20 protein-coding genes and 1 pseudogene are annotated in these 26,328 nt (G+C 70.8%); 9 read left to right on the top strand and 12 right to left on the bottom strand.

Annotated features, from left to right (window positions below; all coding sequences use genetic code 11):
- Positions 1-6: 6 nt before the first annotated feature.
- From AB0M59_RS27590 to AB0M59_RS27575, 4 genes are read right to left on the bottom strand one after another with little or no spacing between them, the layout of a single operon-like run.
- On the bottom strand, positions 7-3,000 hold the full coding sequence (locus AB0M59_RS27590; RefSeq protein ID WP_364620381.1) for a glycosyl hydrolase 115 family protein: 2,994 nt from the start codon (positions 2,998-3,000) through the stop codon (positions 7-9).
- A 51-nt stretch (positions 3,001-3,051) separates the two neighbouring features.
- Positions 3,052-3,876 (bottom strand): carbohydrate ABC transporter permease, encoded by an 825-nt coding sequence (locus AB0M59_RS27585; protein ID WP_364620378.1) that lies wholly within the window; start codon positions 3,874-3,876, stop codon positions 3,052-3,054.
- Positions 3,876-4,847 (bottom strand): sugar ABC transporter permease, encoded by a 972-nt coding sequence (locus AB0M59_RS27580; protein WP_364620375.1) that lies wholly within the window; start codon positions 4,845-4,847, stop codon positions 3,876-3,878. The genes AB0M59_RS27585 and AB0M59_RS27580 overlap by 1 nt, the downstream gene beginning before the upstream one ends.
- Positions 4,844-6,142 carry an extracellular solute-binding protein gene (locus AB0M59_RS27575; RefSeq protein WP_364620373.1) on the bottom strand — a complete coding sequence of 433 codons (1,299 nt, stop codon included), beginning with the start codon at positions 6,140-6,142 and terminating at the stop codon, positions 4,844-4,846. The genes AB0M59_RS27580 and AB0M59_RS27575 overlap by 4 nt, the downstream gene beginning before the upstream one ends.
- Positions 6,143-6,275: 133 nt before the next feature.
- Between AB0M59_RS27575 and AB0M59_RS27570 the strand changes: the two genes are divergently transcribed.
- The 4 genes from AB0M59_RS27570 (at position 6,276) to AB0M59_RS27555 (ending at position 11,864) form a co-directional block, all read left to right on the top strand.
- Positions 6,276-7,286: a LacI family DNA-binding transcriptional regulator gene (locus tag AB0M59_RS27570; protein ID WP_364620370.1), complete on the top strand. Its 1,011-nt coding sequence runs from the start codon at positions 6,276-6,278 to the stop codon at positions 7,284-7,286.
- 88 nt (positions 7,287-7,374) lie between these two features.
- Positions 7,375-9,672 carry a glycoside hydrolase family 3 N-terminal domain-containing protein gene (locus AB0M59_RS27565; protein WP_364620367.1) on the top strand — a complete coding sequence of 766 codons (2,298 nt, stop codon included), beginning with the start codon at positions 7,375-7,377 and terminating at the stop codon, positions 9,670-9,672.
- Positions 9,669-10,886, top strand: a complete 1,218-nt coding sequence (locus tag AB0M59_RS27560; protein WP_364620364.1) for an SGNH/GDSL hydrolase family protein — start codon at positions 9,669-9,671, stop codon at positions 10,884-10,886. Before AB0M59_RS27565 ends, AB0M59_RS27560 begins: the two co-directional genes overlap by 4 nt.
- Before the next feature lie 261 nt (positions 10,887-11,147).
- Positions 11,148-11,864: an Asp23/Gls24 family envelope stress response protein gene (locus AB0M59_RS27555; protein WP_364620361.1), complete on the top strand. Its 717-nt coding sequence runs from the start codon at positions 11,148-11,150 to the stop codon at positions 11,862-11,864.
- 46 nt (positions 11,865-11,910) lie between these two features.
- On the opposite strand, the gene AB0M59_RS27550 is transcribed toward AB0M59_RS27555, so the two are convergent.
- From AB0M59_RS27550 to AB0M59_RS27530, 5 genes are all read right to left on the bottom strand, one after another.
- The gene (locus tag AB0M59_RS27550; RefSeq protein ID WP_364620359.1) at positions 11,911-12,474 is read right to left on the bottom strand and encodes a dihydrofolate reductase family protein; all 564 of its coding nucleotides are present in this window, start codon (positions 12,472-12,474) and stop codon (positions 11,911-11,913) included.
- A 187-nt stretch (positions 12,475-12,661) separates the two neighbouring features.
- Positions 12,662-15,772, bottom strand: coding sequence for a DUF87 domain-containing protein (locus AB0M59_RS27545; RefSeq protein ID WP_364620356.1), 3,111 nt, complete (start codon positions 15,770-15,772; stop codon positions 12,662-12,664).
- Entirely contained in the window at positions 15,772-16,428 is a 657-nt protein-coding gene (locus tag AB0M59_RS27540) for a hypothetical protein (RefSeq protein WP_364620354.1), read from the bottom strand. The genes AB0M59_RS27545 and AB0M59_RS27540 overlap by 1 nt, the downstream gene beginning before the upstream one ends.
- Entirely contained in the window at positions 16,425-18,059 is a 1,635-nt protein-coding gene (locus AB0M59_RS27535; protein ID WP_364620351.1) for a CATRA system-associated protein, read from the bottom strand. Before AB0M59_RS27535 ends, AB0M59_RS27540 begins: the two co-directional genes overlap by 4 nt.
- Positions 18,060-18,062: 3 nt before the next feature.
- Positions 18,063-18,629 (bottom strand): TIR domain-containing protein, encoded by a 567-nt coding sequence (locus tag AB0M59_RS27530; RefSeq protein WP_364620348.1) that lies wholly within the window; start codon positions 18,627-18,629, stop codon positions 18,063-18,065.
- Positions 18,630-18,889: 260 nt separating this feature from the next.
- Between AB0M59_RS27530 and AB0M59_RS27525 the strand changes: the two genes are divergently transcribed.
- Positions 18,890-19,852, top strand: a complete 963-nt coding sequence (locus tag AB0M59_RS27525) for an SEFIR domain-containing protein (RefSeq protein ID WP_364620345.1) — start codon at positions 18,890-18,892, stop codon at positions 19,850-19,852.
- Here AB0M59_RS27525 and AB0M59_RS27520 read toward each other — a convergent pair.
- The 3 genes and pseudogenes from AB0M59_RS27520 to AB0M59_RS27510 all read right to left on the bottom strand — a co-directional run bounded on the left by AB0M59_RS27520 (position 19,849) and on the right by AB0M59_RS27510 (position 22,614).
- Positions 19,849-20,892: an alcohol dehydrogenase catalytic domain-containing protein gene (locus tag AB0M59_RS27520; protein WP_364620342.1), complete on the bottom strand. Its 1,044-nt coding sequence runs from the start codon at positions 20,890-20,892 to the stop codon at positions 19,849-19,851. The two genes, AB0M59_RS27525 and AB0M59_RS27520, sit on opposite strands and share 4 nt — an antisense overlap.
- 94 nt (positions 20,893-20,986) lie before the next feature.
- Positions 20,987-21,322, bottom strand: a complete 336-nt coding sequence (locus AB0M59_RS27515) for a cupin domain-containing protein (protein WP_364620613.1) — start codon at positions 21,320-21,322, stop codon at positions 20,987-20,989.
- Positions 21,323-21,402: 80 nt separating this feature from the next.
- A pseudogene (locus AB0M59_RS27510) lies at positions 21,403-22,614 on the bottom strand (putative PEP-binding protein).
- A gap of 103 nt (positions 22,615-22,717) precedes the next feature.
- Here AB0M59_RS27510 and AB0M59_RS27505 point away from each other — a divergent pair.
- Genes AB0M59_RS27505 through AB0M59_RS27490 form a run of 4 tightly spaced genes read left to right on the top strand, consistent with a single transcriptional unit; the run spans position 22,718 to position 26,320 of the window.
- On the top strand, positions 22,718-23,479 hold the full coding sequence (locus AB0M59_RS27505; protein WP_364620340.1) for a DeoR/GlpR family DNA-binding transcription regulator: 762 nt from the start codon (positions 22,718-22,720) through the stop codon (positions 23,477-23,479).
- On the top strand, positions 23,476-24,420 hold the full coding sequence (gene pfkB / locus AB0M59_RS27500) for a 1-phosphofructokinase (protein ID WP_364620338.1): 945 nt from the start codon (positions 23,476-23,478) through the stop codon (positions 24,418-24,420). The genes AB0M59_RS27505 and pfkB overlap by 4 nt, the downstream gene beginning before the upstream one ends.
- Positions 24,417-24,869 carry a fructose PTS transporter subunit IIA gene (locus AB0M59_RS27495; protein ID WP_364620336.1) on the top strand — a complete coding sequence of 151 codons (453 nt, stop codon included), beginning with the start codon at positions 24,417-24,419 and terminating at the stop codon, positions 24,867-24,869. Before pfkB ends, AB0M59_RS27495 begins: the two co-directional genes overlap by 4 nt.
- A gap of 2 nt (positions 24,870-24,871) precedes the next feature.
- Positions 24,872-26,320 carry a fructose-specific PTS transporter subunit EIIC gene (locus tag AB0M59_RS27490; protein WP_364620333.1) on the top strand — a complete coding sequence of 483 codons (1,449 nt, stop codon included), beginning with the start codon at positions 24,872-24,874 and terminating at the stop codon, positions 26,318-26,320.
- Positions 26,321-26,328 lie beyond the last annotated feature (8 nt).

The raw sequence follows: 26,328 nt of genomic DNA, 5'->3' as shown, positions 1-26,328 counted from the left end.
TCCCGCTCATCCCGGCCACCGCATGCTCTCCGGCGGTCCCAGGTAACTCGGGCGCAGGCCGCCCGTGTCGACCACCAGCTTCTGGACTACCACCGCTGGGTCGACCATCCAGACCTTCAGCACGTGCGGCCCCGGCGCCGCCACCACGTGCCGCGTCGAAGTCAGGTTCACGTTGTCCGATGTCGTCCGCTCCCACTGGCGGTTCATCGTCATGTCGTCGGCGCCCGTGGCCTTCGTGATGTTGACGACCTGCGGCGCCGCGTCGTCGAACGACACCGCGTACCTCAGCCCGTCACCCTGCAACACGTTGCTGCGCGGCGAAAGGTACGCCCACACCGTCACCGGCCCGGGGGTGAACAGCGTCATCCGGTACTCCAGCCGCGGCCCGGCACCCGCCGCGCGGCTCGCCGCCGTGACCGGGAACGGGGTCATCCCGGCGCCCGTCCGGCCCAGGTCCGGGATCGGGCGCCACGAGACCGGACCGGCAGAGACGTTCGCGCTGCAGTGCGAAGCCTCCATCGACACGTACCCGCCGGCCTCGACGAACCCGCGCCGCCACGGCGCCGGCGCGTCGCGATGGGCGACCACGGCGTCCACCACCACCGACTCCCCCGCCCCCGACACCGTGATCGGCACGGTCGTGACGCCCTTCGGCGCACGGCTCCAGTCGATCCGCACGGTCATCCGCAGTTCCTCCCCCACCCGGCCGCCCCGCGGCTCGACCAGCACCCACGGCGCGCCGGCCGAAACGGTGCAGCGGAACGGTGTCCGGCCCCGGTTGAACACGTCGATGTACTGGGCCGGCGCGCTCTGGAACGGGCTGAACTCCGGCAGCACCGGACGTCCCGCGGCGCCCGGCCACGCCTCCGGAGACCCGTCGACCGCGACACCCAAGGAGGCCTCGGCAGGCAGCGAAAGCCGCCGCACCGCGGGGAAGATGACGTCCGGCAGCGCGACGTTGTTCAGCTCCGGCTGCTGCCAGGGCGCATTCGGGCCGTAGCGGGCGACGTCGCCGTAGTCGATGTGCGGCTGGGTCTGGAACCCCTTCCACTTGCCGCCCGCGATGCCGGTGTTGTACTTCTCCGCCAGCGCGAGGTCGTCGGCGAAGCGCGCCTCGGTGACGGCGGCGAGCCCGTTCGCCGAAGCACGGCCCTGAGCCGCGTACAGCAGGTTCGTGAACTCCGCGCGCCGCAACGCGTAGAGGTTCGCCGACGCCGTGACCTCGTACCCGACCAGTTCGTAGAACGCGTCCCGGTAGGCAGCAGGCAGCCGTGCCGAAATGCGGGCCGACCGCGCGGCGAGGGCCTGCCACTCGTCGGTGACCCGGTCCAGCTCGCGGTAGTTCACCAGGCTGAACGGCGTCGCCTGGTCGTCGTACACGATCGCGCCGTCAGGCTGCAGCGTGATCCGCCGGTTGAGCAGCTCGGGCTTCCGGCGGGACTGAAGCCGTCCGTAGTCGTGCAGGACCGACGCGATGTCGGAAGCGAGAGCGGACCCGAAGTTCGCCGACGCGAACTCACGCTCCCAAGTGGACAGCCGCTCGACGGGCAACGCCGACGGGTTCCACGCGTAGTCGAGGAAGAACTGCAGCGGCAGCTCGTTGCCCTTCATGTCCCCGACGTTGGCGACCCACAGCCGGTCGTTGCCGTACGCCGAAGCCTGGTGCAGCTGCTCCCACGTGTTCGCGAGCAGCGCGGTGTCGACCCACTTGTAGTTGCGGCCGCCGCCGACGTAGTCGAAGTGGTAGTACAGCCCGTACCCGCCCGGGTGCGGCGGCAGCGAGAGGTCCGGGTGCTTGCGGACGTTGCCCCAGTTGTCGTCGGTGAACACCACGATGACGTCGTCGGGCGGGCGCAGGCCCTGCGCCCAGTACCGCTGGACCTCCTTGTACAGCGTCCACACCTGCGGGACGTCCGTGCTGAGCTCGCGGGCGAGGATGTCCCGTTCGGCCGCGATGATCTCCTGCATCAGCTCGATGCCGTCGCCGTCGGGCAGGCTGACGTCGCCGTTGCCGCGCATGCCGAGCGTGACGACGCCTTCGAAGTCCTCACGGGCCATCCGGCGGATCCCGTCGGTCCAGTAGGCCTTGATCGCCTCGCCGTTGCGCCGGAAGCTCCACTCCCCCGTGCCGCCGTACGGATCGTGGCCCGGCGTCGTGATGTTCCCGGCGGCGTCGCGGACCGCCGGCACCGCGTGCCGGTTCCACTCCTCGATCCCGCGCATCATCGGCGCCTCGTGCGAGGTGCCCATGACGACGCCGTACTCCTTGGCGGTCGCGTGGTTGAGCGGGTCGTCTTCGGCGAAGGCGCGGCCCCACACCGCCGGCCACAGGTAGTTGGCCCGCAGCCGCAGCATCGTCTCGAAGACCTTGGCGAAGAACTCGTGGTTGAAGCCGTTCGGGAAGCCCGGCGCGAGACCGGGTCCGAAGTACGCGGGCGCCCAGGTGCCGAGCGCCGGGTTCTCGTCGTTGATGAAGAACCCGCGGTACTTCACGTGCGGCGTCCCCAGGCTGAACCGCTCGCCCGGGATGTGCAGCTCCGAAGCCCGGGCAGGCGGGACGTCGGCCCACCAGTACCACGGCGAGACGCCGATCCGCCGCGAGACCTCGTAGACGCCGTAGATCACGCCGCGCTGGTCGCTCCCGGTGAGGACCAGGCGCCCGTCGACGACCTGGCTCAGCGACGTCTCCCACTTCCCGGCGATGCCACTGACGTCGAGGCGGCCCGCCGCCACCAGCGCGTCGACCAGCGGACTGTGGCCGAGGGTGCCGACCAGCACTACCGGCCCGTGAGCCGGGACCACGTCGGTCACGACCGGCCGCACGCCCGTGACGCGTTCGACGTCGGCGGCCAGGTCGCCGGCGACCCGCCGGACCCCCGGCAGATCGCCGGGACTCACCACGATCGTCGCGGCCTTTCCCCGCGACACCAACGGAAACCCGCTCCCGGCCTCGGCGAGGCCCGGCAGGGCCACGGACCCCGCCCCGGCGACAGCGAGCAACTGCAAAAAGGTACGACGGTGGACCTCGGACGGCACGGGAGACCTCCTGAGTCAGCCCTTCACGGAACCGGTCAGCCCGCCGACGATGCGCCGTTCGGCGAGCACGAAGAACGCGAGCGCCGGGATCATCGACAGCGCGGTGAACGCGAGCACCCGGGCGGTGTCCTGGGAGTACTGGGTCCGGAACGTGGCGACGCCGAGCGGCAGCGTGAAGTGCCCGGAGTCGTTGAACACCAGCAGCGGCAGCAAGTAGGCGTTCCAGCTGGTGACGAAGGCGAGCACGGCGACCGTGGTCAGCGCGGGCGTCGACAGCGGGAGCAGGATGCGCCAGAAGAACCCGAGCCGGCTCGCGCCGTCGAGCACGGCCGCGTCCTCGATCTCACCCGGGATGGCGTGCATGAACGGCCGCAGGATCACGATCGTCACCGGCAGCGAAAACGCCGCTTCCGGGATCGCCACGCCCCAGAAGCTTTCGAGCATGCCCAGCTGGCGCAGCCACAGGTACAGCGGCAGCGTCGCCACGGTCAGCGGGAACAGCAGGCCGAGCGTGAACAGGGTGTACAGGCCCTCCCGACCCTTGAACTGGTACCGCGACAGCGCGTACCCGGCCATCGAGCCCAGGCCGACCGCGACCGCGGTCGCGATCACGGCGATCAGCGCGCTGTTGCCGAGGAACGTCCAGAACGCGCTCGAGCCGAGGACCGAGGCGTAGTTGTCCGGGATCCACGGGCCGGGCAGCCCGGCCGGGTCGTTGTTGATCTGGGCGTTGGTGCGGAACCCGCCGAGCACGACGAACAGCAGCGGCACGACGGTCACCCCGAGCACGACGATCGCCGCGAGGTAGCCCACCGACAGGCCGAACCGGCGTGAACGCATCAGTGCACCATCCTCGTCAGGGCGCCCTGGGTGTCGCGGCGGAGCGCGAACCGCTGGTACAGCAGGGCGAACACGAAGCAGATGACGAACAGGATCACCGCGACGGCGGAGCCGAACCCGAATTCGTAGCGCTTGAAGCCGTGGTCGACCAGGTAGGTCGCCATCGTCGTCGACGCGTTCGCCGGGCCGCCCAGCGTCATGATCCAGACGACGTCGAACAGCTGCAGCGAGCCGATGACCGACAGGAAGATCCAGATCCGGATGGTCGGCCCGAGCAGCGGCAGCACGACGTGGCGGGTGGTCTGCCAGGCCGACGCGCCGTCGAGCGCCGCGGCTTCGCGCAGCTCGGCGGGCACGCCCTGCAGGCCGGCCAGCAGCAGGATGATGCCGAAGCCGATGTACTTCCAGGTGATCACCGCGAACAGCGTGTAGAGCACGATGCCCGGGTCGGCCAGCCAGTTGTGGACCAGGCCGCCGAGCCCGGCCCCCTGGAGCACCTGGTCGGCAAACCCGTTCGGCTGCAACATGAGCGCCCAGATCACCGCCGTGATCGCCTCGGACAGCACGTACGGCGCGAACACCAGCGCGCGCAGCACCGCGCGGCCCCGCAGCTTGCGGTTGAGCAGCATCGCCAACCCGATCGACAGCGGCAGCTGCACCACGATCGACAGTCCCGCGATGATCAGGTTGTGCCCGATGGCGCCCTGGAACACGTCGCCCGAGAACGCGTCGACGTAGTTGTCGAAGCCGATGAAGTCGTCCAGCGGGCCGAAGCCGTTCCACTTGAACAGGCTGTAGAACGCGGCGATCCCGATCGGCACCAGGACGAACCCGGCGAACAGCAGCAGGGCCGGCCCGAGCAGGAGCGCCAGCTCGAGCCGTTTCCGCAGGCTCGGACGGTGCGCCCGGGCTCGGACCGCCGGTGCGGACGGCCGTTCCGCCGTCCGCACCGGGGTCGTCGCCGTGGTCACTTGTTGCCCGCCGCGGCCTGGTTGACGGCGGCCACGATGCCTTCGGGGGTGCCCTGACCGGCGAACATGTTCGCCACCGCGTCGTTCAGCGCGGCGCCGACCGCGGTCGGGAACGCCCGGTCGAAGTACATCTGCAGGTAGGGCGCCTTCGTGCCGTAGTCGTAGACGGCCCGCAGCGTGTCGGTCTTCAGCGACTTGGCGGCGACGGTGTTGACGGGCAGGCCGGCCCCCTGGGCGGCGAGCTGCGTCTGCACCGGCTCGCTGCCCAGGTACTGCAGGAAGTCCGCACACGCCTTCGACGCGCGGGTCGTGCAGGCGAAGCCGTCGCCGCCGCCGAGCACGGCCGCCGGGTCGCCCTGGCCGCCCGCCACGGACGGGAACGGGAACCAGCCGACCTTCGAATCCAGCTGCTTGTCGTCGGTCAGCGCCGACATCGTGCCGGGCTCCCAGTCGCCCTGCAGTTCCATCGCGGCCTTGCCGTTGGCGACGAGGCCGGCGGAGCTGCCCGCGCCCTGCTGGGCCGGCGTGCCGGCGAACCCGGTCTGGAACGGCTGCGTGGCCAGGAAGTTCTTCAGGTCCTGGCCGGCCTTAGTCCAGCACGGGTCGTCGAGCTTGACCGCCTTCACCGACTGCTTGAGCACGTCGACCGAGCATTCGCGGATGGCGAAGTAGTTGAAGTAGAAGGCGTCGGGCCAGCGGTCCTTGCCGCCGACCGAGATCGGCGCGATGCTCTTGGCCTTCAGCTGCGTGACGGCGGCGTTCAGCTCGTCCATCGTCTTCGGCGGGGTGGTGATCCCCGCCTGCTGGAAGAGGTCCTTGCGGTACCAGAAGCCGACGAAGTGCTGCTCGAACGGCACCCCGTACTGCTTGCCGTCGACCTGCCAGTTCTCCCCGAACTTGCCGGTGGTCGCGGTGATCCACGGCTTCGTGGCGTCGGTGATGTCAGCGACCTTGCCCGAGGTGATCTGCGAGGCCAGGTCCCCGGCGCCCCAGGACTGGTAGACGTCCGGCGGCTCCGCCCCCTGCAGGGCGAGCGGGACCTTGGTGGGGAAGTCCTCGTTCTGCAGCGGCTGGGCCTTGATCGTGACGTCGGGGTGCGCCTGGTGGTAGTCGGTGACGACCTTCTCCCAGATCGACTTGATCGGGTCGGTGGTGCCGTTGTGCCACCAGGTGAGGGTGACCGGCCCGCTCGGCTGCGCGGGTGTGTCGCTCCCCCCGCTGCTGCACGCCGAAAGCGCGAGCGGGAGGACCGCCACCAGCGCGGCGAGAAGGGGGATTCTGTGCTTCACAAACATCGTGGGTCCACTCCTGACGACTTCGGCCGAGTTGGACGGGGCGCGACGGCACCCGGGTTGGCGAAGAGTTTGCTCCCGGGCAAATCGGATGTCAATCGTTGTCGATAACGTTTTACATGGCTAGTCTGAGCCGATGCAGCCCAGTTCGAGGGTGACCATCCGTGACGTCGCGGCCCAAGCCGGCGTCTCGGTGGCCACAGTCTCCAAAGTCATCAACGAGCGCTACGGCGTCTCCGCCGCGACGCTTGCGAAGGTCCGTGCGGTGATCGAAGACCTCGGGTACGAAGCGAGTCTCGTGGCGCAGAGCCTGCGCAACCACCGGACCAACGTGATCGGGATCCTGGTCGCCGACCTCGAACCGTTCTCCACCGAGCTGCTCAAGGGAGCCGCGGATGCCATCCGCGGCAGCGGGTTCGAACTCGTCGTCTACTCCGCCGGCGGCCGCACCGGCGACCCGAAGGGCTGGGAAAAGCGTTACCTGTCCCGCCTTTCCGGCACGCTCGTCGACGGCGCCGTGCTCGTCACGCCCGCCGTCTCGCTCGAAGCCGTGCCCGGTACGCCGGTCGTCGCGGTCGACCCGCACACCGGACCGTCTCACCTGCCCACGATCGATTCCGACAACCTGCGTGGTGCGCAACTGGCCACCGAGCACCTCCTGGATCTGGGCCACCGGCGGATCGGATTCCTCTCCGGCCGCCCCGACCTCGAATCGGCGTCGCTGCGCAAGGCGGGTTACCTGCGGGCCCTCGAAGCCGCGGGCGTGCCGGCCGACGAGGACCTGATCCGGATCGGCGCCTACGACCCGGAGATCTCCGCGGCCTCGGCGCACGACCTGCTGACCGGCCCGGACCGCCCCACCGCGGTGTTCGCCGCGAACGACATCTCGGCCATCGCGACCGTCGGCGCGGCTCGCGAGCTGGGGCTTTCCGTGCCCGACGACCTCTCCGTGGTCGGCTTCGACAACGTCCCCGAATCCGCGCTCTGCAGCCCGCCACTGACCACAGTGGACCAGCCGATCCGGGAGATGGGGCACCGGGCGATCAGCATGCTCATCGCGCTGATCAACGGCGACGAGGTCGAGCGCACCCACGTCACGCTCGACACCGGCCTGGTGGTGCGCAGCTCGACCCGGGCCCTCTCCTGATCCTGTGTCATCCGGGGCTCCGCCCCGGGCCGGGGGCGCCGCCACCCGGAACCGCCGAAAGCTCCCTCCTGACGAAGGGCGGAAAGCCTTGACCACGCAGCCTGCCGCGGCCACCGAGCCGTGGCGCGACCCCGCGGCCGACCCGGGCGAACGCGTCCGCGCCCTGATGGCGCGCATGACGCTGCGCGAAAAACTCGCCCAGCTCTACGGCGTCTGGGTCGGCATCGACTCCGGCGGGGAGATGGCGCCGCACCAGCACGAATTCGTCGACGCCGCGGTCGACCTCGACGACCTGGTCCGCCACGGCATCGGGCAGCTGACCCGGGTCTTCGGCACCCGGCCGGTCGACCCGCTGATCGGCGCGCACAGCCTCGCGCGCACGCAACGCCAGATCGTCTCGAGCAGCCGGTTCGGCATTCCCGCCGTCGTCCACGAGGAATGCCTGACCGGGCTCGCCGCGTGGCAGGCGACGATCTTCCCGGCCCCGCTGTCGTGGGGCGCGACGTTCGACCCGGACCTCGTGCGCCGGATGGCCTCGCGGATCGGGCAGACGATGCGCGGACTGGGTGTGCACCAAGGCCTCGCGCCGGTCCTCGACGTCGCGCGGGACCTGCGCTGGGGCCGCGTCGAGGAGACGATCGGGGAGGACCCGTACCTGGTCGGGACGATCGGCGCCGCGTACGTCGCCGGGCTCGAGTCGGCCGGTGTGATCGCGACGCTGAAGCACTTCGTCGGGTACTCCGCCTCGCGCGCCGGGCGCAACCTGGCACCGGTTTCGGCCGGGCCCCGGGAGATCGCCGACATCCTGCTCCCGCCGTTCGAGCTGGCGCTGCGAGCGGGCGCCCGGTCGGTGATGAACGCCTACACCGACACCGACGGCGTCCCGTCCGCCGCCGACGAGTCGCTGCTGACCGGTCTGCTGCGCGACACCTACGGGTTCACCGGCACGGTCGTCGCCGACTACTTCGCCGTCGCGTTCCTGCACCGGTTGCACGGCGTCGCGGCCGACCGCGGCGACGCGGCCGGGCAGGCGCTGACCGCGGGCATCGACGTGGAGCTGCCCACCATGGACTGCTACGGCGAGCCGCTGCTCGCCGCGGTGGAAGGGGGTGCGGTCGACGCCGCCGCCGTCGACCGCGCCCTCGAACGGGTGCTGCGGCAGAAGTGCGAGCTCGGGCTGCTCGACGCGGACTGGGCGCCGGAGGTCCCCGAAGAAGTCGACCTCGACGACGCTCCTTCCCGGGCGTTGGCGCGCGAAGTGGCGGAAAAGTCGATCGTGCTGCTGCACAACGACGGGACGCTGCCGCTGTCCCCCGGCACCCGCGTCGCCGTCGTCGGGCCGCGCGCGGACGCGGCGGGCGCGATGCTCGGCTGCTACTCGTTCCCGCTGCACGTCGGCGTCCACCACCCGGACGTCCCGTTCGGCGTCTCGGTGCCGACGGTGGTGGAGGCCCTGCGCTCGTCCTTCGACGTCACCTACGCGCTGGGCTGCCCGGTCACCGGTGGCGACGACGACACGATCGCCGAAGCGGTGGCAGCGTGCGCTGACGCGTCGGTGTGCGTGGCCGTGCTGGGCGACCGGGCCGGCTTGTTCGGCGGCGGGACGTCCGGCGAAGGCTGCGACGCGCCGGACCTGCGGCTGCCGGGCCGACAGGAGGAACTCCTCGAAGCCCTGCTGGCCACGGGCAAGCCGGTCGTGCTGATCCTGCTCTCCGGGCGCCCGTACGAGCTTTCCCGGCAGATCGACCGGCTGGCCGCGGTGGTCTGCGGGTTCTACCCCGGCGAGGAGGGCGCGCCGGCGCTCGAAGGTGTCCTCAGTGGACGGATCGACCCGTCCGGCCGGCTGCCGGTGAGCTTTCCGGCGGCCGGGGCGAGCCAGCCCTCGACGTACCTCGCGGCGCCGCTCGGCCGCCGCAGCGAGGTGAGCACGGTCGACCCGTCGGCGCTGTTCCCCTTCGGGCACGGGCTGTCCTACGCGCCGGTGACCTGGGTCGACGTGAGTGCCACGGGTTCGGTGTGGCCGACCGACGGCGTGTGCCGGGTCCGGGTGACCCTGCGCAACGACCACTCCCGGCCCGCGTCCGAAGTGGTCCAGGTGTACCTGAACGACCCGGTGGCGGAGGTCGTGCGACCCGAGCGCCAGCTGATCGCGGCCCGCCGGGTTTCACTGGAGCCGGGTGAGACGGTCGTCGTGGACATCGGCCTGCACGCGGACCTGACTTCGTACACGGGCCGGGCGGGCACGCGTCTCGTCGAGCCCGGCGACGTCGAACTGCGGGTGGGGACGTCGAGCGAGCAGTTCGTGGCGACCCTGCACTGCACGCTGACCGGGCCGCGCCGTCAGGTCGGCTTCGACCGCGTCCTGGCTCCGGAGTTCGGGTCATGAGACGGACTTCGGTGGTCGTCGTCTTGGCCGTCTTGACCGCGTTGTTCGTGGGTGCGTCCGGGCGGCCGCCCGCGTCGCGTTGGGTGGCGACCTGGACGTCGATGCCGCAGCTGACCGAGCCGTCCAACATGCCGCCGTCGCCGTACACGGGCACCGACCGCGTGCTGGACAACGCTTCGCTGCGCCAGACCGCGCACGTGTCGGCCGGCGGGCCCCGGATCCGCCTGCGGTTCTCGAACGCCTTCGGCGGGGCGCCGCTGCCGCTGTCGGCTGTCTCGGTGGCGCGTCCGCTCGACGGGCGCGCGGGGGTCTCGTCCGTGGTTCCCGGCAGCGTCCTGCCGGTGACGTTCCACGGCAAGCCGTCGACGACGATCCCGATGGGCGCGCAGGTGGTCTCGGACCCGCTGCCGTTCCCGGTGCGTCCCTTCGAGAACATCGCGGTGACGGCGTACCTGGCGCACGGCCAGGGATCGCTGTCGATCACGTCCCACCCCGGCTCCCGCACGACGTCCTACCTGGTGCCGGGCAACCAGGTGAGCACCCCCGACCTGACCGGCGCGACACCGGTGGACCACTGGTACTTCCTGAGCGGCATCGAGGTCCTGTCCCCCGCGCCGGCGGTGGCGGTGATCGGCGACTCCCTGTCCGACGGCCGCGGTTCGACGACCAACGGCAACGACCGCTGGCCGGACGTGCTGGCGTCCCGGGTGTCGTCGGCGGTGGTCAACCAGGCCGCGGGCGGCAACCGGGTCCTGCAGGACGGCCTCGGCCCGAACGTCCTGGCCCGCTTGGACCGCGATTTACTCGCTCAGAGCGGGGTTTCGCGGGCGATCGTCTTCGAGGGGATCAACGACCTCGGCACGGCCGCTCCCGGCGCGGCCGCGTCCACGGCGTCGGACCTGATCGACGCGTACGACCAGATCCTGACGCGCGCCCACGCGGCGGACATCCGGGTGTACGGAGCGACACTGACCCCGTTCGGCGGCAACTCCGGTTACGACTCACCGGAACGCGAGGCGGCACGGACTTCGGTGAACACGTGGATCCGCGGTCATTTCGACGCGGTCCTGGACTTCGACCGCGTGGTCCGCGACCCGGCGGCGCCGACCCGGCTGCTCCCGGCCTACGACGTCGGTGACCACCTGCACCTCAACCCCGCGGGGTATCGCGCTTTGGGCACGAGCGTTCCCGCGGGGCTATTCCGGAATGGCTGAGGGAATGCCGATGGGCCAGAAACTGGACAATTCCTGGACGCCATTTCCCCGTCGGCATCACTGATCGCTCACCCCGGCCTGACGGACCGTGATCACAGGTCCAGTCAACCCGGAGAGCGTTGTCTCGCGCCGGATATCTGTTGGGACACAAGCGAGTCTCGAACCCGGGGGTCTGTGACGAGGATCATGCGCGATGCCCCTATAGTGTCGCCGTCTCCGCTCGTCCCCATCCGCAGTCGTCGCTCCCGAAAAGGGGAAAACATGTCCGACGTCATCAACAGCATCTTCGGTCGCGCTCAGAACGAAACGCCCAGTTCAGAAGGTTACGGCTACGGCACCGCCGCCACCGAGACCGCCGACGCCGACACCACCGAGACCGAAACGGTCGAGCCGGCCGAGGACACGACCGAGACCGAAGACGCCGTCGACGAGACTTCCGACGTGGACGAAGCCGACGACTCCGCCGAAGTCTCCACCGAGACCGACGACTCAGCTGAGGCCGAAGAGGACACCACCGACGAGGTGTCCGACGAAGCGGTCGCGGAGGAAACCGAAGCCGCCGAAGAGTCCGACGAGGACACCGGCACCGCCGACGAAGCGGTCGCGGACGAAACCGCGGCCGTCGAGGAGGCGCCGGTGGTGGTCGCCACCGAGACCGAAGCGGCCGGATCCCGCGCCGCCGCCGGTACTCGCGGCAGCACCACGGTGGCCGACGGCGTGGTCTCGAAGATCGTCATCCGGGTCGCCCGCAACGCCGAAGGCGTGTACGAGCTCGACGAGGCGGGCACCTCCGTCGAGGTCGACGGCGAGGTCGCCACGATCGCCGTCACGCTGGTCGTCGAGTTCGGGCGCGCGGTCAAGACGCTCGCCGAGCAGATCCGCATCCAGGTGGTCGAAGCGGTCGAACAGTACCTGGGGCTCGAGGTCGCGTCCGTGGACGTCCACGTCGCCGACATCCACTTCCCGGACGCCGACTGACCCTCCGCTCGGTCCCGGGTGAATCGCGCCCGGGACCGGGCGTCCTTCACCGGCGCACGGCGTACCGCAAGTGGAGTACGTCGCGATCCGCCAGCTGCCGCACCAGGTCCAGCTCGACCTGGTCCCCGTCCCCGAACAACCGGCGACCGCCGCCGAGCAGCACCGGCACGACGTGGAGTTCCAGCTCGTCCAGCAACCCCGCCTTCAGCAAGGCTTGCGCGGCACCCGCGCCGTGGACCATGACCGCGCGCTCGCCCGCCGCCGCGCGCGCCTCCTCCGCGCACGCCACCACATCCGTGAAGAACCGCGCGCTCCCGGGCGGGGTGTCGGACGGATCGGCGTCGTGGGTGAGCACGTGGATCGGGACGCCGTCGTGGTGGTCACCGCCCCAGCGGCCGGCCAGCTCGAACGTCCGCCGGCCGGAGATCAGCGCACCCGTCGCCATCGCTTCGGCGTACACCTGCGCGCTCGGCCCGTCGCCGTGGCGGTCGTCCAGCCAGTCGAACAACCGGAAACCGCCGCGTCCCATCTCCTGGCCCGGCCGGTCGTCCGGTCCGGTCACGAACCCGTCGAGCGACGTCGTCATGTACAGCCTGATCGGTCCGGTCATCGTTTCCTCCGTGTCGTCGTCACCAGTACGTCGAACGGGAGGTGCTCGAATCGACCGCGCGGCGAGATGATCTCTCCCCCGCCGGCGGCGGCCGAGCACCTGAAGATGAACGGCCGATCGGTCTGGAACACGGCGACGCGGTGCCTGCCGGACAGCATCCTGCGGGCGACGGACATCGCGGCGTCGGCTACGTCTCCTCACCGCGCGCCCGGCTGATCACCTCCTCGAGCCGCAGAGGACTGGCCGGGTGGTGGGACAGGCACAGCGGCGTCGCCACCTGGCGGAACCCGAACGCCTCCCCCGCCACGTAGAACTGCGCCCGCTCCAGGCGCGAGATGTCCGCGACGGGACTTCCCTTGGCCCGCGCCAGCTCGTTGGCCGCCGCGATCTGGGCCGGGCTGTTCAGGCGGCCGAAGAACTGCGTCATCGCGTTGCCGACCACCTGGTTGTGCAGTCCCTTCGGCGCCTGGGTCGCGAACAGCAAACCCAGCCCGTACTTGCGGGCCTGCGACGCGAGGACGATCGTGCTGCGCGTACTCGCCGTGAGACTGCCCGACGACGCCATCGTCTGGGCTTCGTCCATCACGAACAGCGCGCCCAGCGGCCGGTCGCCCGCCGGGTTGCGCTTGACCCACGCGAACAGCTCCATCTGCAGCTGGTTGACGAAGTTCTGCCGCTGCTCGTCGGCCTGCAGGCCGACGAAGCTGATCACCGAGACCCGGGCCCGCTTGCCGGCCGCCGGGGTCAGCAGGACGCCCGGGTCCACCGGTTCGCCGCCGCCGGCGAACAGCGGATCGTTGACCATCGCCGCCTTGAGCACCTCGGCCAGGCCGGCCGCGATGCGCTTGGCGTCGTTGAGGTTGCTGACCTCCTCGGGCAGGTCGGTCAAGAGCTCGATCAGCGCCGGCAGGCTGCGCGACCCGGTCCGCGCGTGCTGGATGACGGCTTGGCGCAGCACGGCCAGGCCGATGTTCGTCTTCGCCGTGGTCCCGGTCAGCCGGGCTTGCGGCGCCAGCGTCGCGACGGCAACCTCGACCGCCGCCGCGAACTCGTCGGAGTCGTCGAGGACGCCGGCGAAGTCGGGCAACGGCTGAAACGCCAACGGCCGCCCGGTCGCCCGCCCCGGCGTCCAGACGACGACGTCGGTTTCGGCCAGGTACCGCTTCGCCAGTTGGGCGTCATCGGGCCCCCAGCCATCGGGCGGCGCAGGCCAGGCGTCCCCGAGCCGGGCGAGGTCGTTGTTCGGGTCCAGGACGATCGCGGAGACCCCCAGGAGAGCGCACTCCTCCACGATCCGCCTGAGCAGCACGGTCTTCCCCGAACCGGACCCGGCGAAGACGGCGGCGTGCTTGCGCAGCGCGGAGAGCTCGACCCGCACGGGCTCCCCCGAGCCGACGACGGTGCCGAGCGTGATCTCCCCTTCCGCCAGGGGCAACCCCGCCGCGGCCGGCGTCACGATCACCGGCGGCGGATGGGTCCCTTCGGCGGGCTGCCCCGACGGCTTCTCCGGAAGCACCGCGGAAAGCAAATCCGAACGGCTCGCGGGCCGCCGGTCGATCAGCCACTCGTGCAGCTCACGGCCCCCGGTGCCGAGCATCTTCTGCAACGCCCAGAAGGTCCGCGCATCGGCGTCGGTGAGCCGGATCGTCTTGCCGCCGGCGGCCGTGAACTTCTCGACCTCCTCTCGCGTCTTGGCCCCGCGCCCCCAGACATCCCGGAGGATGACGAGGTGCCGGTTGTCCGCCCCTTGCAACTGTCCCGCGGCGGAGCGCGCCTTGCGGAACCGGGTCAGCGCGGCGCGAGGATGCTGTGCCGCGATCGCTCGAAACGCCCAGTGCTCCTGCAGGTCCGCGGCCTCGTCAAGGGTCCGGGTGAGCCAGGCGTGCACTTCGCTGCGCCCGTTCTGGCGCTCGCACGACCACTCCATATCGTCGTCCCCGACTTCGGTGACCCAGCAGCGCAAAGCCGCGGAGAGGAGGTCGGGCATGGCCTTGTCCACGGTGTTCTCGGCGAGCAGTTTCTCGGGTTCCGCTTCCGCCTGAAGCTTCTCGAACTCGCTGTCGAGTTCGGCGAACCGGTCGGTTTCGACTGCTGTGCGCACCGGAGCGACCGGCACCACGACCTTCTCGTCGAAGGAGGTGAGCTCCTCGACCGTCCCGGCACGCAGGCAGAGTTCGATGTGCGCGCCGATGCGCTTGAGCAGCTGCCGCGGGGTCCACTGTTCCCAGGGCTCAGCGAACGCCACGGCCGCGACGGGCCAGGTCGGATGCGGCGGACTGAATTCCATGGCCTGGTAGGCCACTCCGAGCCGTTTCGCCACCAGCGCCCGGCCGACCTCGGCGTCGATGATCCGACCGAGCGTGACCGATTCGCGGAAGCGGTCGGGCACGGTGCCCGCGGCCTTTCGCCTGAGCTGATCCCACGTGCCGGGCAGGCAGGCAACCACGGTCAAGGTCTTCTGCGTGATTTCCCGCAATCCCATGAGTCCGTCGGCGATCTGCGCCACGAGCAGATCTTCCTCGTCGTCGGCCCCCATCTCCCGGGTGAGCTTGGTCGACCTCGCGACGAGCGTGTCGAGCTGGTCGACAGCGATCACGACCGGTCCGGTAAGAGCGAGCAGGCGGGTGATTTCCTCCACGAGGACGCGCGCCGGCTTCGGCCGCGAGTAGATGTTCCACTGCCGGGCTTCCGGCGTGAGCTGCTCATCGCCGTCGAGGAAATCTTCGCCGATGTACTTGGCACCCCGGTCCCGGCTCGCGATGAGGACGAGGGCACGCGCGGTGTCCCCGCACTCCTCGGCGACCATCCCGTCGAGGGACGACAGCCCGTCGACGAACGCCTCGACGTGCTCCGCGGTCAAACCGCGGCCACGCCGGATGGTCGCCGTGACTTCGGCGTCGACGTGGGTGCGCAGGCAGACGCGTAGCAGGAAGCTCTTCAGTTGCGACTCGCCCGAATCGTCCGGTCGGGACAACCCGCGGCGCAGCGCCTCGGCTGTGTTCTCCCAGAACGCTTCGGCCGCGGTGACGTCGTCGAGGAAGAAGTACCCTCGCGCGCGGTGCACCCGGCGCCGGACGAGACCCAGCAGGTGGGTCTTGCCGACGCCCTTCGTCCCCCGCAGGACGAGCCCGATCGGGCTGGGCCCCTCGCTGGTCACGGCATCGCGGATACCGATGTCGAGCGCCGCGAGCGCGTCGGCGTGCAACCCGTCGACGTGGTAGGGCGAGTCCCGCCAGACGTGGTCGGGGGTGTCCGCCCAGTCGAAGCTCAATGCCGCCAATGCCGCGAGCTCGTCCATCACAAGGCCTCGATCGAGAGCAGGTGGTTGTCCTCACCGCCGATGCGGATCGCCGCCTCGTGGTCGGCCGCGGTGAGCGCCTTGCGGTTGTCTTCGGGGACGAGGTGCACCTTGCCGGCGCGGCTCAGTTCCTTGAGCACGGCGTCGACCTCCGCCGCGGGCGCACCGAGCTTCGGCCGCAGGTCCACCAGCCCGACCCAGCCACGCGGTTCCCTCACGAGTTCGCGATAGGCGACGCGGATGCGTTCCTCGAGGGTGGTTTCCTCGAAGTCGACGCCCGGCCCGGTTTCGACCGGGGGCCCGCCCGGAGCGAAGACATCGGCCAGCCGCAGCTTCCGGCTGCGCAGGAACCCGTCGAAGCCGCCGAGAACGACGTAGAGCGCCGAGCAGAGAGTGCTCAGCGGCCGTGGCGGCGGAGGGGTCCCGGCTCCGATCTCCTTCTCGCACCACGCCCAGCCGCTGTCGGTGAGCTGGTGGACGAACGTACGGCCGACCTTCTCGCTGGCGATGTAGCCGCTGTCGTTCAGCTGCGTGCGTTCCTTGCCGGTGAGGGTGAACCCCACGAGCTCCTTCAGCTCCGGGTTGGGCACCTCCCGGCCCAGCACCATCAGCGTGAACATCGCGGCGGTCTGCTTGTGTCCCAAGCGGTCGGTCATCCGAGATCCTTCCGGTGGTTCGGCTTCGTCGTGTTCCGGGCGCGGACGTCGAGGGTCCGCAGGAGCCAGTCGATCGACTGGCGGACCCTCGGCGGTGCCGCGTGGTGGTCGTCGCCGTTCGGGGGGCGGGGTTTCACCGCCACCGCGAGATCTGTCGCGAGGTCGCGGGTCCGGCCGCTGTCGCCCGCGCCGACCGCCGTCTGCAGGGCCGCCACCAGCTCGTCCACCAGGTCCCAGCGGGACGTGCGCAGCCGGGAACCGCGGGCTTGGCCGAGCAGCGCCACCAGATCGAGGTCGTCGTCGGCGTCGACGAGTGGCGTGAAGCCCTTCAGCTGGCCGACCAGGTCGCGGGCGACCTCGTCCGCGCCGCGTGAGCCGCCGAGCCGCAGGTAGCGGAGATTGCCGACGTAACCCGGCAGTCCGGCCGCGTCGGTGCCCGCCGTGAGCACCGGGATCACCCGGCGGTCCTGGCCGAGTGTGCGGTGCAGGAACAGCTCGACCTCGGCGGACTGCCAGCGACTGACCTTGCCGTCGACGAGCAGGCACAGGTGCCGCGCGTCGTCTTCGGCCCGCGCGAGCAGGGACCGATCGCCGGAATAGGACTTCACCACCCGGACGCCCTGGCTCTTCAGGGCGGCGACCAGCTCGTCCGCCTTGCCGACCGCCGGACGCGGGGTGCTGACGCGCAGTTCGTGCTTGAACTCCTGCCGGCTCGCCCGCACGGCGGCCACGTAGGCGTCGCGATTCTCGGCCAGCAGATCCGTGCGGTCCAGCCGGCTCGCGATCACCGCCGCGACGGTTTCGAGTGCGAACCCGATCTGGTCGGCGCTCGGCGTTTGCTCCGACAGCACCGGCAGCTGCTCGCCGAAACTCCAGTAGGACACGTACGGCAAGGTGAGGTGCCGGGCCATCGTCGCCGGCTCCACCGTCTGGTCGAGCCAGGTCAGGTACAGCTCGGCCGTCTCGTCGACGACGATGCCGCGCCAGGTCTCCGACCGGTCGTACTCCTCCCGGTTGTCGAACCGAGACAGCACCGGGAGGACGGTCAGCCGCGCGCGGTCGAACGGCAGCCGGTTGCGCGCCGCGTCCGCGCGCCGGGCGGCCTCCATCGCGCCGAGGATGCTCTGCCGGTTCGCGGTGAACAGCAGGACGAGGTGGTCCGGCAGGTGCGCCGTGCAGATCCCGCCGATGTCGGAGATCCCGGTGCGACTGTCGATGAGGACGAAGTCGTAGCGCGCAACCCACTGCTCACGGCACTTCTCGAGGTACTCGCCGAACCCGTCTTCATACAGCCGGTCCCAGTCGATCTCCTGCACCTGCCCGACGTAGCCGGGCTCCTCGCGGCCGGCCGCGAGAAAGTCGAGCACCCCGACGTCCGTCAGGCGCTGGACGTGCGCCTCCGGCTTGAACCGCCCCTGCCGGAAGTCGTCGACGAGGTCGACCACACCCCCGCTCGGCCGCGCGGGCAAACGCGGCCGGAAGTAGTCGCCGAGGCCCGGAGCTTCGAGGTCCCAATCCAGGCAGAGCACGCGGTGGCCCCACCGGGCGAGCAGCACGGCGATGTTGGCCAGCGTGAAGCTGCGGCCGACCCCGCCCTTGTAGGAGTAGAAGGTGAAGATCGATCCCGGCATCCGTCAGAACCTCGGCATCCGTGCCCGCTTCGGCGGTTCCGCGGCCGGTGTGCGCACCGGCCAGTCGTCCCGCCACTCCGGCGCTCGTTCGATGAGCTCCTCCAGCTCCGCGGCGATCTGTTTGATCTGCTGGTTGAAGTCGAGATAGGCCGGCGCGGTCTGGAAGTGTTCGAAGGGGTGGTTCCACTGCTGCAGGTCACGCGGCCGTCGCGCGTGGGCCCAGTCGGGGAAGTGCTGGGAGTCGCAGAAGATCACCGGGTAGATCAAGGGCCGCCCGGCGCCGAGCGCCTCGCGCTCGGCCATCGAATACCACTCGGCCAGGCACAACTCGTCCCGGAAGTACTTCGGGGAGCAGACCGGCACCAGCACACGAGAGCGCTGCAGCGCCGAGCGCAGTTCCTCCGGCCAGCTCGACCCGGTGCGCACCTGGTCGTCGAAGAAAATCTTGACGTCGTCGTAGAGGTTGTTGTCGAGCACTTCCGACAGGCGTGGGTGAAAATGGTGTCGAATCCACTCGGATATGTCGCTGGCGGTGCGCCGGTAGCTGATGAAGATGTCGTACTCGTACACGCGTGCCGACGCTCCTTCACCGCTCCCCACCAGGCGGATGTCATCCTAGATCCGCTGCACGCCACCGAAGAAGGCGCGAAACCTGACAGATTCAGGACAATAACTGGCCACACCTGCGGTACCACTGGAAAACGCATCTTGACAAATCTTCCCGGCACCGATACATGACAGGTCGGAAGCCGAGAACGAAGACGCGAAGTGTTTCCGGAATACCGATCTCCCGGATCGGTGAATCACCGACCGATCCCGAGGGGAAACTGATGTCCGAGCACGAGGTGCCCCGGGTATTCTTCAGCTACTCCCACGACACCCAGGAGCACAAGGACCACGTCCGGAAGTTCGCGACCTTCCTGCGCAGCCGGATCGGCCTCGAAGTCGTGCTCGACCAGTGGCACGACAACATCCGCATCGACTGGTCGCTGTGGGTCGCCCGGCACCTCAAGGCGGCCGACTTCATCGTGGTCGTGGCGTCGCCCCGGTACCGGGAGCGAGCCGACGGCGACGCTCCGCCGGACGAAGGGCGCGGAGCCCAGTACGAGACCGCCATGATCCGCGACAAGCTCACCAAGGACCACCGCGAAGGCACCCGCCGGGTCCTCCCGGTGGTCCTGCCCGGCGGCTCGATCGACGACATCCCCGCCTTCCTCGCTCCTTACTCCACCACCCGGTTCGAGATCGACGAATTCACCGACGAGGGCGTAGCCGAGCTACTCGCCGCGATCACCGGGCGGGGCAAGCACCCGATGCCGCCGCGCGGCCGATGGCTCGGCGGATCGCCGGAGCCGCAGCCCGTCCACGCGAACGCGCTGACGTGGACGGGCAGCAGCTCGGGCGTGCGGCGAGAGGCGGCCTGGATCGACGGCGTGCGGTACGAGGACAGCATCGTGCTGCGCTCGGGCACCGCGCCGGGGTTCGTCGAGGTCGACCTCGGCGGCCGCTACCAGCGGTTCTCCACCACCGCCGGGGTGCTCGACGACGCGGCCGACCCCTTCCAGGTCGGCCGCTTCCGCGTGCTGCTCGACGGCAAGCCCCGGTCCGAGCACGAAGTGGCCATCGGGAAGCCGGCCGCGATCGACCTCGATGTCACCGGTGCGCTGAAGCTTCGGCTCGAGATGTCGCGGCCGGGCGTCTCGGCGTCTCCTTTCGGGTCGGCGGCCGTCGTCGTCACCCGGCGGCGGGGACGGCCGCCCGAGCTCGCCCTCGGGGATCCGACCGTCGCCTAAGGCGTGATGACCACCTTCAACGCCGAGTTGGCGGCCGCATTCGCGAAGACGTCGTAAGCCTCGTCCATCTGCGCGAACGTGAACCGGTGCGTTCCCATGCTCTCGGCCGGGATGCGGCCGGACGCCACCATCTTCAGCAGCGTCGGGATCGATACCGTGTCCACCAAGCCCATCGTCAGCGTCAGGTTTTGGATCCACATCTCCTGCATCGGCAGCTCGACCGGGACGCCGTGCACGCCGATGTTCGCGATGCGGCCGCCCGGGCGGACCAGGGATGCCGCCGTCAGCAGCGTCTCCGGGTAGCCCACCGCTTCGATCGCGACGTCCACACCGAGGCCGTCGGTCAGGGACCGGACGTCCTCCAGAACTCCAGGGCCCGCTTCGAACGCGTCCGTCGCGCCGAACTCCAGGGCCTTCTCCAGACGGAACTTGTTGGAGTCCACCGCGATCACCTTCGACGCGCCCCACAGGCCCGTCGTCAGGATCGCCGCCAGCCCGACCGCGCCGGCGCCGACCACCGCCACCGTGTCGCCCGGGCGGACGCGGCCGGCCAGGACGCCGACCTCGTACCCCGTCGGCAGCGAGTCGGCCAGGAAGATCGCCTGTTCGTTCGTGACGTCGTCCGGGACCGCGTACAGCGACGTGTCCGCGAAGGGCACGCGGACCAGCTCGGCCTGCGTTCCGTCGATGAGGTGCCCGAAGATCCAGCCGATCCCGCCGACCGTCTGGCAATGGGACGGCATCCCGCGGCCGCAGTACTCGCAGCGCCCGCACTGGGTGATGGCCGGGACCAGCACCCGGTCGCCCACCGCGAACGCCCGGACCGCGTCACCGACGGCGGTCACCGTGCCGACCGCTTCGTGGCCGAGGATCCGGCCGTCGGTGACTGCGGCGACATCGCCCTGCAGGATGTGCAGGTCGGTGCCGCAGATCGTGGTGGTGTCGACGCGCACGACCACGTCGGTCGGTTCCTGGACGGTGGCGTCCGGGACGTCTTCCCAAGCCTTCGCACCCGGACCGTGGTAGACCAGCGCCTTCATCGTCGCCTCCGTCGGCCGCCCGGCACCCGTGGCGGGGCACGGCCGTCCCCGACGCTAGGACCGCGGCGCCCGTCCGGCTGTCGCAATTTGAGAATCAGGCATTGCGGGCCATGAACGACCGCGCGTCGCCTTCGGAAGGGTCCACGAACACGATGTCGTCCGGCCGCCGCCGCGGGACGTCGATCGCCAGCACCACCAGCGGTTCCGAGGTGATCGTGGGGAAGCCGTGGACCTTCCGCCGCTCGAAGCACAGGAACATCCCCGGCCGCGCCTCGAACTCCTCGCCGTCGAGGTGGAAGGTGCCGCCCCCGCTGATCACGTAGAGGTGCTCGTCGCACTCCTCGTGGTAGTGCAGCGGGACTTCGCGGTAGATCCGGAAGATCCGCGCGCTGGCCGACGGCTTGTCGACGAAGTACTTGTCCACCAGCATCGTCGTCGCGGCCGCGGGCAGTGCCGAGGCCTCCGCGTGGACGTCGAACACGCTCTGGCTGTTGTCGCTCTCCATGGCTGTCAAGCTAACGCGCGGCACGCGGCGAGGTCGACCGCGCTCAGCGCCGCACCGACGCCCGCCAGCGCCACCGCGTTCATCGACAACGACGTGACACCCAACCCGGCCAACACCGGCGCCGGCGTCGGATCCGCCGCCGCCTCGCCGCACACCCCCACCGGCTTCCGCGACCAGGCCCACCAGCCGCAGCAACGCCGGCTGGTGCGGGTCGTTCAACGCGGCCACCGCGCCGAGCCGGCGGTCCGCCGCGAACACGTACTGCGCCAGGTCGTTCGTGCCCAGCGAGACGAAGTCGACCTCCGGGAGGATCTCCGCGGCGCACAACGCCGCCGCCGGGATCTCGATCATCACGCCCACGCGCGCGATTCCCGCCGCACGCGCCCGCGAAGCGAACCAAGCCGCCTCCGCCGCCCCGGCGATCGCCGTCAGCGGGCGGTCCAGCAGGTCCGGCCGGTCGAACGCGACCCGCAGCCCACGGACACCCAGCGCGGGGTTCGGCTCCTCCCCCATCAGGAGTAACGCGAGCGGCTTGTCCGAACCGGCGTCCAGGGTCCGGACGACGACCGGTTTCCCGGCGAACGGCTCCAGCACCGCCGCGTAGGCCGCTCGCTGCGCGGACTCCGTCGGCTCGGAAATCGCCGACAGGTAACAGAATTCCGTCCGAACAGCCCGACTCCCTCCGCGCCCGCGGACACCGCAGCACGCGCGTCCGAAGCCGAGCCGAGGTGGCGAGCAGCTTGACGCGGTGGCCGTCGGCGAGCCGGCCGACGCCGAGCCCGGGGCCGGCCAGGCCGAGGACGCCCCCGGCACGCGACGACGGCGGGGATGCCCAGCGCCCGCGCCAGGATCGCGGTGTGGCTCGTCGGGCCGCCCTCTTCCGTCACCAGCGCGAGCACGAGGTCCGGGTCGAGCCCGGCGGTGTCGGCCGGCGCGAGGTCGCGCGCCACCAGGACGCTCGGCGACGTCAGCTCGGGAACGCCGGGCGGGGCCAGCCCGAGCAGCACGGCGACGACCGATCGGGCATCTCCGGACACGGAACGGGCACGATCGGACAGCGACGCCCCGATCGATTCCGAAGCCGGCCCGATCTTGCCCGCTTCCGCCCGGAGATCGTCCGGCACCGGCGAAGAAGCGGGTTCCCGCAGGTCACCGACTACGACGACACGCGGACCGGCGACCCTGCCGGGGCTGACTCCGACGCCGGACAACTGCATGGCGGGATCTCCGAGCGCAAAGGATCTTGTAACGGGGGATTGACAGTGCGGTAACAACGGGCACAATCAAACTACAACGGGCACACATCGGAGAGGAACGGGCATGTACGCCGCCGAACGGCATCAGCTCCTGGCTCAACGCGCACGTCGCGACGGCCGGGTCGACGTCAACGACGTCGCCACCGAACTCGGTGTCGCGCCCGAGACCATCCGCCGCGACCTCGGCGTCCTCGAACGCCAAGGCGTCGTCCGCCGCGTCTACGGCGGCGCGGTCGCGGTCGACCGGCTCGACTTCGAACCCGAGGTCGCGCAGCGCGACCAGACGAACGCCGCCGAGAAGGACGCGATCGCCCGGGCCGCGCTGGACGTGGTGCCCGACCGTGGCTCGATCCTGCTCGACGCGGGCACCACCACCAGCAGGCTCGCGACGCTCCTGCCCGATGGCCGCGACCTGACGGTGATCACCAACTCGATCCCCGTCGCGTCGATCCTGGCCACCCGCCCGGGCATCACGCTGCACATCCTCGGCGGCCGCGTGCGCGGGACGACGCTCGCCGCCGTCGAAGCGTGGACGCTGCACGCGCTCGACGGGCTGCTCGTGGACGTCGCCTTCCTCGGCGCCAACGGCTTTTCCGCCGAGCACGGCTGCACGACACCGGACATGGCCGAGTCCGCGGTGAAGGCCGCCGTGGTCGCGGCCGCCCGCAAGCGGGTGCTGCTGGCCGACCACAGCAAGTACGGCACCGACCAGCTCAGCCGGTTCGCGCGGCTGGCCGAGATCGACGTCCTGGTCACCGACAGCGGCCTCGACGCGGGCGCCGTCGCCGAACTCGAAGAGGCGGGCCCGGAAGTGGTGCTGGCGTGATTGTCACCGTGACCCCGAACCCGAGCCTCGACCGGACCGCGCGGCTGGCCGAGCTGCGTCGCGGCGAAGTCAACCGGGCCGAAGCCGTGCGGCTCGACCCCGGCGGCAAGGGCGTCAACGTCGCCCGCGCGCTGGCCGCCGCCGGGACGTCGACCGTCGCGGTGTTGCCCGCGGGCGGCTTGGTCGGCGAGCGCCTGGCCGACCTGCTCGCTCCCGAAGGCGTCCCGGTCGTCGCCGTGCCGATCGCCGGGACGACCCGCAGCAACATCACGCTCGTCGAAGCCGACGGCACGACAACCAAGATCAACGAGCCGGGCCCGGAGATCTCCCCCGCCGAGCTCGCCACTCTCGAACGCCGCGCCGTCGAGCTGGCCGCGCGCGCGGACTGGCTGGTGTGCTGCGGAAGCCTCCCCACCGGCGTGCCCGGCGACTTCTACGCGCGGCTCACGAAACTGGCCCGCGACGCCGGGGCCAAGGTCGCCGTCGATTCCTCCGGCGCGCCGCTCGCCGCCGCCTGCGCCGGCGGGCCGGACCTGCTCAAGCCGAACCTCGACGAGCTGACCGAGCTCGCCGGCCGCCCGCTGCCGCTGCTCGGCGACGTCGTCGCCTTCTGCCGCGAGCTGATCTCCGGCGGCGTCGGCCGCGTGCTGGTCAGCCTGGGCGCGCGCGGCGCGGTGCTCGTCGAGGAGACCGGAACCTGCCACGCGTTCGGCCCGCTGGTCGCCGTGCGCAGCACCGTCGGCGCCGGAGACGCCGCACTCGCCGGGTTCCTCCACGCGGGAGGAACCGGCCCCGGAGCCCTGCGGACCGCGGTCGCCTACGGCACCGCCGCGGTCACGCAGGAGGGCAGCCGCATGCCCACCCCGCACGACGTGCACCCCGACCAGGTGCGCGTGCTCGACGCCGACCCCACCCTCACCCTCAGCGGAGCCGCCGCATGACCACCCCAGACCTGATCACCGCCGACCTGGTCGACCTCGGCCTCGACGCCGCCGGCAAGCAGAGCGCCACGCGCGCGCTCGCCGAGCGGCTCGTCACGGCCGGACGGGTGACCGACCTCGACCTCTTCCTCAAGGACGTCGCCGCCCGCGAGGAGCAGATGGCCACCGGGCTCGAAGGCGGCATCGGCATCCCGCACTGCCGCTCGGCCGCGGTCACCGCGCCGACGCTGGCGTTCGGCCGCAGCGCCGCGGGCGTCGACTTCGGCGCGCCGGACGGCCCGGCCAAGCTGATCTTCCTCATCGCCGCGCCCGAAGGGGGTGGCAGCGAGCACCTCAAGGTCCTGGCCGCCCTCGCCCGCCGGCTCGTCCGGGCGGAGTTCAAGCAGAACCTCCTCGACGCCACCGACGCCGCCGCGGTCGCCGAGTACATCCGCCAGGAGGTGTCCTGACCATGAAGTTCGTCGCCATCACGGCGTGTCCCACCGGGATCGCCCACACCTACATGGCCGCCGAGTCGCTGGAGCAGACCGCGAAGGCCAACGGCGACACGATCGTCGTGGAGACCCAGGGTTCGGCCGGGTCCGAGCCCCTGTCCGCGGAGGACATCGCGAGCGCGGACGCCGTCATCTTCGCCGCGGACCTCGCGGTGCGGGGCCGGGAACGCTTCGCCGGAAAGCCGATCGTCGAAGCGCCGGTCAAGGCCGCGATCAACGACGCCGCGGGGCTGTTCGAACGCGCGAAGGCGGCGGCGCGGGAGCCCGCCCCCGCGTCCGCCGCTCCGGAATTGACGAGCAAGGTCGGCGCCAACGACAAGGCCGGCACCCGGATCCGCCAGTGGCTGATGACCGGCGTCAGCTACCTGATCCCGTTCGTCGCGGCGGGCGGGCTGCTGATCGCGCTGAGCTTCGCCTTGGGCGGCTACCAGATCGTCGACGCCCCGAAGGTCACCGAGCACTTCGACGCGGGTTCGGTCACCGGCTGGGCCGCCCTGATGTTCCAGATCGGCAGCGCGGCCTTCGACTTCCTGGTGCCGGTGCTGGCCGGGTTCATCGCCTTCGCGATGGCCGACCGCCCGGCGATCGCCCCGGGTTTCGTGGGCGGCGCGATCGCCGTGACCGTCGGCGCCGGGTTCCTCGGCGGCCTCGTCGCGGGTCTCCTGGCCGGTGGTGTCGTGCTGGCGCTGAAGCGGATCCAGGTGCCGAAGGCGATGCGCGGCATCATGCCGGTGGTCGTCTACCCGCTGCTCGGGTCCATTGTGGTCGGTGTGCTGATGTACGTGGTGGTCGGCAAGCCCATCGCGGCCGCGACGTCGGGCCTGACGAATTGGCTCAACAGCCTCAGCGGCGTCAGCGCGCTGCTGCTGGGCGCGCTGCTCGGCCTGATGATGGCGTTCGACATGGGCGGGCCGGTCAACAAGGCGGCGTACGCGTTCGCGGTCGGCGGCCTGACCACCGGTGCGACGGCGTCGCTGCAGATCATGGCCGCGGTGATGGCGGCCGGCATGGTGCCGCCGCTGGCGCTGGCGCTCGCGTCCACCGTGCGGAAGAAGCTGTTCACCGAAGCCGAACGCGAGAACGGCCGTGCGGCCTGGCTGCTCGGCGCGTCGTTCATCACCGAGGGCGCGATCCCGTTCGCGGCGGCGGATCCGTTCCGGGTGATCCCGTCGATCATGCTCGGTTCGGCGGTCACCGGGTCGCTGTCGATGGCGTTCGGCGCGACGCTGCGCGCCCCGCACGGCGGGATCTTCGTGCTCCCGCTGATCGGCAGCCCGCTGCTGTTCCTGGTGGCGCTGGTCGCCGGGACGGCGGTCGCGGCCGGTTCGGTGATCCTGCTGAAGCAGGTCCGCTTCCGCGCGACCGAACGTTCCGCCGCTGTTTCCGGCCAGCCCGTCAACGCGTGAAGGAGTCC

The organism is Amycolatopsis sp. NPDC051371 (genome assembly GCF_040682155.1).
In the GTDB taxonomy this organism is placed as follows: Bacteria; Actinomycetota; Actinomycetes; order Mycobacteriales; family Pseudonocardiaceae; genus Amycolatopsis.
The sequence above is the reverse complement of the archived record's forward strand: the minus strand, read 5'-3'. Positions and strand labels throughout refer to the sequence as shown.